The 12,966-nt window shown below is 66.6% G+C and carries 11 protein-coding genes, 1 tRNA gene and 1 pseudogene; 10 read left to right on the top strand and 3 right to left on the bottom strand.

The genetic code is table 11. The features are described 5' to 3' along the window. Window positions 1–24 precede the first annotated feature (24 nt). The 5 genes from ACW17Z_RS03270 (at window position 25) to ACW17Z_RS03250 (ending at window position 4,663) form a co-directional block, all read left to right on the top strand. Window positions 25–276: a FliM/FliN family flagellar motor switch protein gene (locus ACW17Z_RS03270; protein ID WP_007670373.1), complete on the top strand. Its 252-nt coding sequence runs from the start codon at window positions 25–27 to the stop codon at window positions 274–276. Between the two features lie 82 nt (window positions 277–358). Beyond that, window positions 359–445 (top strand) — tRNA-Leu (locus ACW17Z_RS03265). Between the two features lie 154 nt (window positions 446–599). After that, entirely contained in the window at window positions 600–2,054 is a 1,455-nt protein-coding gene (mgtE, locus tag ACW17Z_RS03260; RefSeq protein ID WP_419317342.1) for a magnesium transporter, read from the top strand. A 102-nt stretch (window positions 2,055–2,156) separates the two neighbouring features. Continuing rightward, a complete protein-coding gene (gene spmX / locus ACW17Z_RS03255; RefSeq protein WP_492057536.1) occupies window positions 2,157–3,431 on the top strand; it encodes a lysozyme-family localization factor SpmX in 1,275 nt (424 codons plus the stop codon). 77 nt (window positions 3,432–3,508) lie between these two features. After that, entirely contained in the window at window positions 3,509–4,663 is a 1,155-nt protein-coding gene (locus ACW17Z_RS03250; protein ID WP_419317340.1) for an isovaleryl-CoA dehydrogenase, read from the top strand. A gap of 104 nt (window positions 4,664–4,767) precedes the next feature. Here ACW17Z_RS03250 and ACW17Z_RS03245 read toward each other — a convergent pair. Beyond that, window positions 4,768–4,853: pseudogene (locus tag ACW17Z_RS03245) on the bottom strand (hypothetical protein). A gap of 94 nt (window positions 4,854–4,947) precedes the next feature. After that, entirely contained in the window at window positions 4,948–5,115 is a 168-nt protein-coding gene (locus tag ACW17Z_RS03240; RefSeq protein ID WP_419317339.1) for a hypothetical protein, read from the bottom strand. Between the two features lie 142 nt (window positions 5,116–5,257). Between ACW17Z_RS03240 and ACW17Z_RS03235 the strand changes: the two genes are divergently transcribed. Continuing rightward, window positions 5,258–6,034 carry a methyltransferase domain-containing protein gene (locus ACW17Z_RS03235; protein ID WP_492057535.1) on the top strand — a complete coding sequence of 259 codons (777 nt, stop codon included), beginning with the start codon at window positions 5,258–5,260 and terminating at the stop codon, window positions 6,032–6,034. Here the strand turns inward: ACW17Z_RS03235 and ACW17Z_RS03230 are convergent. Beyond that, entirely contained in the window at window positions 6,012–7,784 is a 1,773-nt protein-coding gene (locus ACW17Z_RS03230) for a patatin-like phospholipase family protein (protein WP_419321469.1), read from the bottom strand. The genes ACW17Z_RS03235 and ACW17Z_RS03230 overlap by 23 nt on opposite strands. 179 nt (window positions 7,785–7,963) lie before the next feature. Between ACW17Z_RS03230 and ACW17Z_RS03225 the strand changes: the two genes are divergently transcribed. The 4 genes from ACW17Z_RS03225 to ACW17Z_RS03210 all read left to right on the top strand — a co-directional run bounded on the left by ACW17Z_RS03225 (window position 7,964) and on the right by ACW17Z_RS03210 (window position 12,960). Then, entirely contained in the window at window positions 7,964–9,556 is a 1,593-nt protein-coding gene (locus ACW17Z_RS03225) for a carboxyl transferase domain-containing protein (protein ID WP_492057534.1), read from the top strand. A 2-nt stretch (window positions 9,557–9,558) separates the two neighbouring features. Beyond that, complete coding sequence (locus tag ACW17Z_RS03220) at window positions 9,559–10,101, top strand: GNAT family N-acetyltransferase (RefSeq protein WP_492057533.1); 543 nt, start codon at window positions 9,559–9,561, stop codon at window positions 10,099–10,101. Continuing rightward, entirely contained in the window at window positions 10,098–10,937 is an 840-nt protein-coding gene (locus ACW17Z_RS03215) for an enoyl-CoA hydratase-related protein (RefSeq protein ID WP_419317335.1), read from the top strand. Before ACW17Z_RS03220 ends, ACW17Z_RS03215 begins: the two co-directional genes overlap by 4 nt. A gap of 61 nt (window positions 10,938–10,998) precedes the next feature. Next, complete coding sequence (locus ACW17Z_RS03210) at window positions 10,999–12,960, top strand: acetyl/propionyl/methylcrotonyl-CoA carboxylase subunit alpha (protein WP_492057532.1); 1,962 nt, start codon at window positions 10,999–11,001, stop codon at window positions 12,958–12,960. Window positions 12,961–12,966: the final 6 nt, after the last annotated feature.

Raw genomic sequence — 12,966 nt, 5'->3', positions numbered from 1 at the left:
AGTCGATTTTAGGGGCCTTAGTTCGTGAGCCAGGTCAACGCCGTCAATGTCGAGATCTCCGTTCTTTTGGGGCGCTCGATCCTACCCATGCAGCAGCTGCTGCGCATGGGCCGTGGCGCGGTGATCCCGCTGGACGCCAAGACCAATGACGAGGTCTGGATCCTGGCCAACAACCACCCCATCGCCCGCGGCGAGATCCAGATCAGCGACGATCGCATCGCCATTCAGGTGACGCGCGCTGCTGATGTCTATGACTATATGGCCGGCGGCGTCTGACGCTCGCCAGTTAGTTCGCTTTCAACGAACTCTGCCCTTTCCAAACCAGATTCAGTTTGCTACCAGCCGCCCCTCACCACGTGCGGTCGTGGCGGAATTGGTAGACGCGCAGCGTTGAGGTCGCTGTGCCCGAAAGGGCGTGGAAGTTCGAGTCTTCTCGACCGCACCAGGTGAAACTGACTAGAGCGTGCTTGGCGAAATCGGTTTCCGACTCGCTGGGCGCGCTCTAATCGTTTTCAGGCCTGACTTTCCCAAGGGAAGCTGGCCAGCCATCCTTCGGAACACGCCAGCGACGCCAAGCCCTTTGAGCTCAGGAGGCCCCCATGACCCGGGACATCGCCGAACTGACCGACGACGCGCTGGACAAGGCTCCGTTCCCCCAGGTCGCCCTTCCCGAGGATCTTGAAGACCTCGCGCTGGGCGACGACTACGCGCTCAATCCCGAATATGTCGAGATGGTGATCGACGCCGCCGACAGCGGCAACACCGAGCGCCTGCGCGAGCTGGTCGGGGCCCTGGAGCCCGCCGACGTCGCCGACCTGATGGGCTTTCTGTCCTCGGCCTATCGCGAAGAGGTCATTCCGCTCCTCGATCCCGAGGCGCTGGGCGAGATCATCTCGGAGATGGACGAGAATCTTCGCGAGGAGATCCTTGAGGCCACGCCCTCGGTAGCCCTGGCCCGTGCGCTGGAAGAACTCGACACCGACGACGCCGCCGACGTCATCGACGATCTGGACGACACCAAGCGCTATCAGGTGCTGGCCGCCATGGGCGAGATCGATCGCGCCGCGATCGAGACCACCCTGTCCTATGAGGACGAGACCGCCGGCCGCCTGATGCAGCGCGAGTTCCTGGCGGCTCCCGAGTTCTGGACGGCCGGTCACACCATCGACCACGTGCGCGAGGCCGGCGACTCGCTGCCCGAGCTGTTCTTCGACGTCTATGTGGTGGATCCGACCTACAAGCCCGTCGGCGCCATTCCGATCAGCCTGTTGCTGCGCAGCCGCCGCGAGACGCGGCTGGCCGACCTGATGGAGGCGGTGACCGAAATCCAGGTCGAGATGGACCAGGAAGAGGTCGCCTACATCTTCGACAAGTATCACCTGATCAGCGCGCCTGTCGTCGATCCGGGTGGCCGGCTGGTGGGGCAGATCACGGTCGACGATATCGTCGAGGTCATCCGCGAAGAGGCCGAGGCGGATATCCTCGCCCTGGCCGGCGTGTCGGACGCCGGTCGCGACGCGACCGTGATTGACATCGTTCGCGCGCGCCTGCCGTGGCTGCTGCTGAATCTGGTCACCGCCAGCATCGCCGTCAGCGGCGTTGCGGTGTTCCAGGAAGAGATCGCCCAGCTGGTGGCCCTGGCCATCCTGATGCCCATCGTCTCGTCCCTGGGCGGCAATGCAGGCACCCAGAGTCTGGCCGTTGCCGTGCGCGCCCTGGCCAGCAAGGAGCTGACCACAGCCAACGCCCGCCGCATCGTGCTGCGCGAGGTTTCCGTGGGGCTGGTCAATGGCCTGTGTCTTGCCCTGGTGATGGGCGGGGCCACCTATCTGGTCTTTGGCCCGGAGGATCAGCACGGCAAGCTGGCGATCATCGTGGGTCTGGCCCTGGTGACCAACATCTTCACGGCCGCCGTCGGCGGCATCCTTGCGCCCCTGGCCCTGGAGAGGATGGGACGGGATCCGGCGGTGTCGTCGTCGATCTTCGTGACTTTCCTCACGGATTTCACGGGATTTTTCGCGGTCCTGCTGATCGCGGCCCTGCTGCTCCACTAAAAAACTGGTTCGCCCGTCACGGGAACACCCAAACCGGCCCCTATCTTGCCGGGAGAGAGACGAACGCAACTGCGTCTGTCTCAAACTGGGTCATTCTCCGCGATGAAACCGCGTCATCAGGTCTCCCGCGCCGCCGTCGATCTCATCAAGAGATTCGAAGGCTACCGGATGAAAGCCGCTCAGCTCCCCGATGGGCGCTGGACGATCGGTTACGGCCATACCCTCACCGCGCGCGGTGGGGCGACCGTTTCGGAAAAGGACGCCGAGGCCCTGCTCCTCTACGATCTGATCTCGGTGGCCCATGCGGTCAACGAACAGACCTATTCGCCGCTGAACCAGAACCAGTTCGATGCGCTGGTCTGCTTCGCCTTCAATATCGGGCTCGACAACTTCGTCCGCTCCGGCGTCCTTCGCCGGATCAACGAGGGCTCGCTGCTGCAGGCCGCCTGCGCGATGGAGATGTGGCGCAAGGCCGACTTCGAGGGCGAGCGGATCGTCATCGACGCCCTGGTCCGTCGCCGCTCGGCCGAGAAGGCTCTGTTCCTGACTCCGGCCGATGGTGTCTGGATCGCCGCGCCCAGCCCGATCCTGCGGCCCAAGGTCGACTACGACGCCAGCTGCGCTGTGCCCAAGCAAACGCCGGCCACGGTCATGGCCCGCTTTGAAGGCGACCGCGCCGTGGTCGAACGCGAGGACGGCGCGCCTCTGGCGATCGTCGTTCCCGACGAGGAAGGCCCGACCGCCAGCGAACAGGCCGCCGCCGCCGTCGGCGCGCGTCTTGAAGCGATCCTGGCCGACAAGCCTGCGCCGGTCGCGGCGCCTGTGGCCCCCGCCGTCGTTCGCGACGATCTGGTGCTGCCCGAACCGCCGGTTCCGGCCGCCGCGCCGCTGGCCGCCGTTCTCTACGAGGATTTCGAAGAGACCGTCAGCGCGCCGTTCCGCCTGACCCCGGAGCCCGTCGCCCCGGTCGCTCCGCAACCGATCGCTCCGGTCGTTGATTTCATGCCGCCGACGCCGGCGCCTGTCGTCGAGCCCACCCTGTTTGAGACCGCTACGCGGACCTCGCCCTCGGTATTCAATCTGGACGGCTTCTCGACCAGCGAAGACGTGGCCCTCAGCGCGCTTGATGTGCCGTTCGCCGAGCCGGAAGCACCACGTTTTGGCAACCTCAGCCTGCTGGTCAGCCTGGGCGTGCTGGGCCTGGCGATGTTCGGCGGCGGGGTTCTGTGGATCCTCACCGTCGCCTCGGGCCCGGGCTTCTCGCAGATCAAGATGTTCGGCTATGGCGCCAGCATGATCGGCGCGATCTGCTTTGTGGTTTCGGCCTATCTGCTGCTGCGCAAGCTGGCGGGTCCCGACGAGGCCGACCAGGACTGATCCCGGCTGAAAAGCTGGTGAGCATGAACGCCCGTGGGTCTCGTTGATCCGCGGGCGTTTGTGCTATGCGAGTGCGCATGATGACAAATTCCGCACCCTCGATGGACTTCGCGCTGGGCGAAACGGCCGACGCGATCCGAGACACCACCGCCCGCTTCGCGGCCGACAAGATCGCGCCGATCGCGGCCCGGATCGATGAAACTAACGAGTTCCCCCGGGAACTGTGGGTCCCGATGGGCGACCTTGGCCTGCACGGCATCACCGTCGAGGAAGAGTTTGGCGGCCTGGGCCTGGGCTATCTCGAGCACGTCATCGCCATGGAGGAGATCTCCCGGGCCTCGGCCTCGGTGGGCCTGTCCTATGGCGCCCACTCCAATCTGTGCGTGAACCAGATCCGCCGCTGGGGCACGACCGAGCAGAAGAACCGCTATCTGCCCAAGCTGATCAGCGGCGAGCATGTCGGCTCGCTGGCCATGAGCGAGGCCGGTTCGGGCTCTGACGTGGTCTCGATGAAGCTCCGCGCCGAACTGAAGGGCGACCGCTATGTGCTGAACGGCACGAAGTTCTGGATCACCAACGCGCCGCATGCCGACACGCTGGTGGTCTATGCCAAGACCAGTGATCGCGGCATTACCGCCTTCCTGATCGAGAAGGGCATGAAGGGCTTCAGCGTCAGCAAGAAGCTCGACAAGATGGGCATGCGCGGCTCCGACACCGCCGAGCTGGTGTTCGAGGACTGCGAAGTTCCCGAAGAGAACGTCATGGGCCCGGTTGGCGGCGGCGTGGGCGTGCTGATGAGCGGCCTGGACTATGAGCGCGCGGTGCTGGCCGCCGGGCCCCTGGGCCTGATGCAGGCCTGTCTTGACGTGGTTCTGCCCTATGTCCGCGAGCGCAAGCAGTTTGGCCAGGCTATCGGTTCGTTCCAGCTGATGCAGGGCAAGGTGGCCGACATGTATGTCGCCCTGAACTCGGCCCGGGCCTATGTCTATGCCGTGGCCAAGGCTTGCGACGCGGGCAAGACCACGCGCTTTGACGCCGCCGGCGCGATCCTGCTGGCCTCGGAAAACGCCGTGCAGACCTGCCTGGAGGCCATCCAGGCCCTGGGCGGCGCGGGTTATACCCGGGAGTGGCCGGTCGAGCGGTTCCTGCGCGACGCCAAGCTGTACGACATCGGCGCCGGCACCAACGAAATCCGCCGCTTCCTGATCGGTCGCGAACTGGTCGGCGGTTGACCTTCAAGGCATGAAAAAGGGCCGTTCCGATTGCCCGGAACGGCCCTCCATCGTCGTGGCCGCAGTGCGCGGCGTGACTGAAACCTTGGAGCGATTCAACGCCTCTAGGCGGATACCTCGATCTTCAGGCTCCAGGTCACGATGCGCGACCTCGGTTGGAGACAATGAGACACTGGTCACCTCCTTTCAGATGTTGAACAACACAAGGGGAGTATGAGCGCGAATTTCGCGAAGAGGGAAGTGGCTATTCTCGCGACCGCTTGACGCAGCCTTGCCGCCTGAAATCAGGACGCCAGCAGCTTCAGGCCCACAACAACCGCCGCCCAGAACAGCAGTGTCGCGCCGATCATCATCGGGCGGGGCAAGTAAAGCCTGTGAGAATGGGGCGGCATCATCCCCGCCGCATCCTTGCGGCGATCAACGACCATCGTGAGCTTGACGGGCCGAGGCATGGATCGGTGTCCTTCCCAAAGGTCTCTCTAGCGGAGACCTGACTTAGATATACGGTGAATCGCGCATTAACAAAGACGTTAACGAGTGCTGCGCTGTCTCCGGCGCGCGCCAATTGTCGCACCCGAAGTGAAGGCCACGTCTATGCCTGTCTGGAACCCCGACATCTACGCCCTGTATCGGAGCTATCGGGAGCGACCCGCGCTCGATCTTTTGACGGCGCTGCCGCGTGACGTTGATCCAATTCAGATCTGGGACCTGGGCTGCGGCGCGGGCGAGCAGGCGGCGCTGCTGGCGGCGCGACATCCCGCTGCGATCGTGCACGGCCTGGATTCATGTCCCCAGATGCTGGAGCGGGCGAGGGGGCTTTCCACCCGGGTGGACTGGGTTCTGGGCGATATCGCCAGCTTCGCGCCCGATCACCCGGTCGATCTGCTGTTCACCAACGCCGCCCTGCAATGGGTCGACGACCATGCCGTCCTGTTTCCGCGCCTGGCGAACGCCTTGGCGCCGCGCGGCGTGCTGGCCTGCCAGATGCCGCTGGTGACCGATGTAGCCTGGCGAAAGACCCTGGGCGAGATCGCCGCGACCGGTCCCTGGGCCCCGCGACTGGCCGGCGTCGAGGGTGTGCGGCCCTCCCACGATGCGCGCGACTACTACGCCTGGCTGGCGCCGCTGTGTCCCGAGATCGATATCTGGACGACCACCTATCTGCACGCCCTGCACGGTCAGGATCCGATCGTCGACTGGACGATGGGGACGACGCTTTTGCCCTATCTGGACGCCCTGACCGACGCTGAGGAGAAGGCGGCGTTCCTTGACGCCTGGCGGGCGCGGCTGGCGCGCGACTATCCGCGCCGTGAGGACGGCGTGACACTGTTTCCGTTCACCCGGATGTTCATCCTCGCCCGACGGGATTGAGCGCCGTGCGGGCGCGTTCGGCCAGGCTGGGGCGGCGGCGCAGGTCGGTGACCGGCCTGTCCAGCCCGTCGAGGGCGATGCCGGCCGCGATCTTGCCGGCCGCGACGGCCGGCGCAAAGGCCCGCCAGTCCCGGATATCGATCTTGTCCAGTTTCGGCGTGATCAGCACGTCGGAGGCTTCACGGCTGGCGGCCAGGTCGCGGCCTGTCGAGACGGTCGCGGCGCGCATCAACAGGGCCACGATGGGCGGTCCCTTGCGCCATTCGCCCGACCAGATCCACTTCCACAGGGACGCCGGCGCGACCACGTCCTCGTCGGTAATGCTGCGACCGCGCGTGACGTCCACCCCGACGATAGGCCCCAGCTGCATCGAACGCATGACGTCAGCCGGGAAGTTCTTCATCACTGCGCCATCGACCAGCACCGCGCCGTTCTCGCACACCGGGGGCAAGACGCCGGGCAGGGAAATCGAGGCGCGCAGGGCGTCATGCAGTCGCCCGCGCCGGTGCAGGTGATAGGAGCCCGATGTCAGGTTCGAGGAGACGCAGAAGAAGGGCAGCCACAGATCGCTGATCTGGACGTTGCCAAAGTGCTCCTCTAACCGCGCCTTGACCTTGTCGCCACGGGTCATGGCGATCATCGGGAAGGCGATGTCGTCGAGGGGGCTGGAGTCGACGAAGGCGTGGCGAATGCGGGTTTCCATCTCGCCGTCGTCCCAGCCCATGGCCAGGCCCGCCGCGATCACCGCGCCCATCGAGGCGCCGCCGACGAAGTCGATGGGAACGCCGCGCTCGCGCAGGGCTTCAATGGCGCCGATATGGGCATAGGCCCGTGCGCCGCCGCCCGACAGCACCAGGCCTACCGACTGCCCGGTCAACATCCGAGCCAGACGCTGCACGTCGGCCATCCCGTTCTCGCGCAGATGGAACAGCCGCGCCGCCTTGGTGGCCTCCATCCAGGCCTCCGAGCCCTGGGGCTGCTTGAGGCTGCTCGATTGCAGCAGGATCAGGTCGACTAGCCGCTGGGCCTGCAACGGGCCGGAGGCGTAGGACGGAATAGCGTCGGGCGGCGTGCGTTCTCCGTGTCCAATGCGGAACAGTCGGTCGACCTGGCGGCCCACCACATGCTTCCACTGGGTCTCGTCGGCCTCGGCCACATAGAGAACGAAGTCGTGCTCGCGCTCGACATTGCTGAACCACTCGGTCGGCGCCAGCTGCGACTCGGCGCCTTCGACCGTCACGGAATAGCCGAGGGCTTCCATGCAGCGCGCCAGCCGTTCGACGACGGGCCGGATAGCCTGACCGGGCTCGACGGCGATGAATCCGAAGACCGACGGATCGCCTATTGCCGCGTGGGTCTGGGCCTGGCGGGCGCGACGGATCATCAGCCGCGACAGTTCCAGCATCACCGTCGGGTCGTTCTCTGCCGCCTCGAAGAAGTCGGCGCGGGGCAGGGCCAGAACCTCGCTGTCCCGCAGCGCCACAAGATTGGCCGAATGCGGGGTGCCGCCGATCAGGGCCATTTCGCCGGCCGGTTCGCCGGGGCGGATCACCCCCAGGAACTGAGGCTCCTGGCCTTCCTCGCGCCGAAAGGCGCCGAGGCGGCCGGTGCGCAGGAAATACAGTTGGTCGGCTTCCTCGCCCGGGGCATATAGCGTCGCGCCGCCAGGCAGAGAGAACCACGACGCCACCCCATCGCGCCGCTCACGGGCGAACAGGCGCGCCAAGGCAGAGTCGTCGAAGGCGTCCAGAGTCGTTCCCACGACGGGACGCTAGCTTGAATGGCAAGGCTTGACCATCGCGGTGCGATCGGTCCGAACTGTCGCGCCCTGGCCAAGACCGTTCGCGGAGGGTTTTCGCGGATTACTGCTGGGCGAGAGGCGAAAACTACCGCCTTTCGGGTTTGAAAGTAAAAGGCTATGCCGCTCACATGCCGAAGCTGAACTCCGTTATCGATCCGTCCGGCGAGACCTTCGCCCGCAACGCCGCCCACAATCGCGGCCTTGTCGAAGAGCTGCGTCAGCGGGTGGCCACGGCCGCCCTGGGCGGCCCCGAAGCGACCCGCCAGCGCCATGTGGCGCGCGGCAAGCTGTTGCCGCGCCAGCGCGTCGAGCGGCTGCTCGACCCGGGTTCGCCATTCCTCGAGATCGGTCAACTGGCGGCCTGCGACCTCTATGGTGGCGAGGCCCCCGGCGCCGGCGTGATCACCGGCATCGGCCGGGTGTCGGGCCGTGAGGTGATGATCGTCGCCAACGACGCCACCGTGAAGGGCGGCGCCTACTTCCCGATGACGGTGAAGAAGCACCTGCGCGCCCAGGAGATCGCGGCCCAGAACCGGCTACCCTGCGTCTATCTGGTCGACAGCGGCGGCGCGAACCTGCCCCACCAGGCTGAAGTCTTCCCCGACCGCGACCACTTTGGCCGCATCTTCTTCAACCAGGCCCGGATGAGCGCGGCGGGCATCGCCCAGATCGCCTGCGTCATGGGATCCTGCACCGCCGGCGGCGCCTATGTGCCGGCGATGAGCGACGAGACCGTCATCGTCCGCGACCAGGGCACCATCTTCCTGGCGGGCCCGCCGCTCGTGAAGGCCGCCACGGGGGAAGTCATTTCGGCCGAGGAACTGGGCGGGGCCGACACCCATGGCCGTCGCTCGGGTGTCGTCGATCACGTGGCCAATGATGACGAGCACGCGCTGGAGATCGTCCGTTCCATCGTCGCCAACCTCAACACCACCAAGCCCGCCGAACTGGTGATTACCGAGACCAGGGCGCCGCTGTTCGACGCCGAGGAACTCTACGGCATCGTCCCGACCGACGTCCGCGCGCCCTATGACGTCCGCGAGGTCATTGCTCGCATCGTCGACGGCAGCGAGTTCGACGAGTTCAAGGCGCTGTATGGCACCACCCTGGTCTGTGGCTTCGCCCGTATCTGGGGGCAGCCGGTGGCGATCCTGGCCAACAACGGCGTGCTGTTCAGCGAGAGCGCCGTCAAGGGTGCGCACTTCATAGAACTGGCCTGCAAGCGCAAGATTCCATTGGTCTTTCTGCAGAACATCTCGGGCTTCATGGTCGGGGGCAAGTACGAGGCCGGCGGCATTGCCAAGGACGGCGCCAAGCTGGTCACGGCCGTCGCGTCGGCCGAGGTGCCCAAGTTCACCGTCCTGATTGGCGGCAGCTTCGGGGCCGGCAACTACGGCATGTGTGGCCGGGCCTATTCGCCCCGTTTCCTGTTCACCTGGCCCAACAGCCGCATCTCGGTGATGGGCGGCGAGCAGGCCGCCAGCGTGCTGGCCACCGTCCACCGCGACGCCGCCAAGTGGACCGACGAGGAAGCCGAGGCCTTCAAGGCTCCGATCCGCCAGAAGTACGAGGATGAGGGCAATCCCTACCACGCCACCGCGCGCCTCTGGGATGACGGGATCATTGATCCGGCTCAAACTCGCGACGTCCTGGGTCTGGCCATATCGGCCAGCCTCAACGCGCCGATCCCGGAGACGACGTTCGGCGTCTTCCGGATGTAGCTATGACTGCCGCGCCCCATCCTCGTCTGGCTCCCTGGACCGAGACGCTGTTTCCCGCCTGGGAAGCGCTGAACCGTGATCCACGGGTCGCCCACTGGCTGGGCGGTGCAATGAGCGCCGCGCAGAGCCGCGCCACGTTCGAACGCGTGGCGTCAGGTCTGGTCGACGACGGCTGGGGGATCTGGGCGGTGCTGGATGAGGCCGGCGAGGCCGTGGGCGCGGCGGGGCTGCACGCCCTGGACGGCGCCCTGGGGTTCAAGGGCGTCGAGGCCATGTGGCGTCTGAGGTCCGACGCCGTGGGGCGCGGCCTGGTCTCGGGCGTCATGCCGGCGATCCTCGCCGACGGCTTCGGGCGTTTGCCTGTCGAAGAAATCGTGGCCTTTACGGCCCGCTCGAACGTTCGGTCCCAGGCGGTCATGCGGCGGCTGGGGTTCCTGCGCGATGAGCACAGGGATTTCGATCATCCGGGCCTGTCTCAGGACCACCCGCTGCGACCGCATGTGATGTACTGTCTGCCCAGAGTTCAGGAAGGCCCAGACCGATGACCAACCCTATCGCCGATCCGATTGTCGAAGTTCCCGACACCGACGCCGTGAGCCCGCTGGTTCACCTGGAAAGCACGCCTGAAGGGGCGGTGACCGTCTGGATCAACCGGCCCGAAAAGAAGAACGCCTTTGACGCGGCGACCATCGCGGCCCTGCGGGAGGCATTCGAGACCCTGCACGGCGCCGAGGGCGTGCGCGTCGTGTTCCTGCGCGGCATGGGCGGGGCGTTCAGCGCCGGCGCTGACCTGAGCTGGATGGCCGACGCGGTCGACTGGAGCGAGGATGACAATCGCCTCGACGCCCTGGAACTGGCCCACATGCTCAAGGCCCTGCACGACGTGCCGGCCCTGACCGTAGCCCTGGTCGAAGGCCCGGCGTTCGGCGGCGGCGCCGGTCTGGTCGCGGCCTGCGATCACGCCATGGCCACGGCGGACGCCACCTTCAGCTTCTCGGAGGTCAAGCTGGGCCTGACCCCCGCGACCATCAGCCCCTATGTCATCGCGGCTCTGGGCCCGCGCACGGCCAAGCTGCTGTTCGCCACGGGCCGGGTGTTTGATGCGGATGCGGCTTGGAGCTACGGCCTGGTCGATGAAGTGTTCGACGATGTCGCCGGCCTTGAGGTGGCGCGCGACGCCCTGATCGAGGAGATGGTCGCCTGCGCCCCCGGCGCGATCGGCGACGCCAAGGCGCTGGTCAACGACTTCGCTGATCAGAAACTCGACAAGGGCCTGATCGAGGAGACCGCCAAGCGCATCGCGCGCCGCCGCGTGTCCGAAGAGGGCCAAGAGGGCGTGCGGGCCTTCCTGGCGCGTCGCAAGCCGTCCTGGACGGAATAGACTGAATTCAACTGACCCTGCTCCTCTTCACCCTTTCCCAGATCTAGGTCCTTTCCCTCCCGTGATCTCTTCCGTCCTCATCGCCAACCGGGGTGAAATCGCCCGCCGGATCATCCGCACTGCCAAGGAACTTGGGGTGGCGACGATCGCCGTCTATTCCGAGGCCGACGCTGACGCGCCGTTCGTGATGGAGGCCGACAGCGCCATCCTGATCGGCGCGGCGCCGGCGCGGGAGAGCTATCTGGTTCCGGAAAAGATCCTCGCGGCCGCCCGGCAGATGGGGGCCGAGGCGATCCATCCCGGCTATGGCTTCCTGTCCGAGAATGCCGACTTCGCCCAGGCGGTGCTCGATGCGGGTCTGGTCTGGATCGGCCCGCCGCCCAGCGCCATCCGCGCCATGGGCCTCAAGGACGCCGCCAAGAAGCTCATGATCGCAGCGGGCGTACCCACCACGCCGGGCTATCTGGGCGACGATCAGTCCGTTGAGCGCCTGGCCAAGGAAGCGGCCATCATCGGTTACCCCGTGCTGATCAAGGCCGTGGCCGGCGGCGGCGGCAAGGGCATGCGCAAGGTGCTAGCCGCTGCGGACTTCGCCGAGGCCCTGGCCTCGTGCCAGCGCGAGGCGGCCGCCAGCTTCGGCGACCAGCGCGTGCTGCTGGAGAAATATGTCACCCGCCCGCGCCACATCGAGGTGCAGGTCTTTGGCGACAGCCACGGCAATGTCGTCCACCTGTTCGAGCGCGACTGCTCGCTGCAGCGCCGCCACCAGAAGGTGATCGAGGAGGCTCCGGCCCCCGGCATGGACGAGGCCACCCGTCAGGCCGTCTGCGCCGCCGCCGTCAAGGCCGCCAAGGCCGTGAACTATGTCGGGGCCGGGACCGTCGAGTTCATCGCCGACGCCAGCGAGGGCCTGCGCGCCGATCGCATCTGGTTCATGGAGATGAATACCCGGCTGCAGGTCGAGCATCCCGTCACCGAGATGGTCACCGGCCAGGACCTGGTCGAATGGCAGCTGCGCGTCGCGTCTGGCGAGCCCTTGCCCCTGGAGCAGGACGAAATCGAACTGGATGGCTGGGCGATGGAGGCTCGCCTCTATGCCGAAAACCCGGTCACCGGCTTTCTGCCCAGCACCGGCAAGCTGAAGCATTTCCGCCTGCCTGAGGGCGACGTGCGCGTCGACAGCGCGGTGGAGGAGGGCGGCGAGGTCTCGCCGTTCTACGATCCGATGATCGCCAAGCTGATCGCCCATGGCGTCGACCGCGAGGACGCCGCCCTGCGCCTCGCCGAGGCCTGCGGCCTGGTCGAGGTCTGGCCGGTCAAAACCAACGCCGCCTTCCTGGCCCGTTGCGCGAGTCATCCGGATTTCGTCGAAGGCCGGATCGATACGGGCTTCATCGAGGCTCGGCTGGACGAACTGGTCGGGCGCACCTTCTCCGACGCCCCGACCCTGGCCGCTATCGGCCAGCGCCTGGAAGGCTTTATGGATGCCGATCAGCCCAAGGCCGATCCGTTCGTCAGCGCGCCATCGCGTCTGCTGGGCTTCCGCATGAATGCGCCCCGCGCGGCCATGGACCTGCCGATGAGCATCGACGGCCGCAAGGTTCCGTTGCGCGTCGCCCTGGCCGGTGGCCGCGGTGATGACTGGTCCTGGGACATCACCGTCGAGGACGGCCGGGCTCTGGACGATGTCGATGTCCTGCCCGGCGCGCATGGCGATGGCCCGCTGCGGGTGTTCGAGGGCGGCGACGTCCAGGAGTTCGACTTCAGCTACCAGGGTGGCGGCGCTCATTCGGCCGCCTCGGATGGCGCGATCCTGTCGCCCATGCCGGGCAAGATCGTCTCGGTGGCGGTCGAGGCCGGCCAGAGCGTCGTCAAGGGCCAGACCCTGCTGACTCTGGAAGCCATGAAGATGGAGCACGCCCTGGCCGCGCCGTTCGACGGCGTGGTCGCCGAGCTGTCGGCCGTGGCCGGCGGTCAGGTCAGCGAGGGTGTGGTGTTGGCCAGGCTGGAACCGGCGGCCTGAACCGCG

The organism is Caulobacter sp. GSs2 (assembly GCF_058680895.1).
The sequence above is the reverse complement of the archived record's forward strand: the minus strand, read 5'-3'. Positions and strand labels throughout refer to the sequence as shown.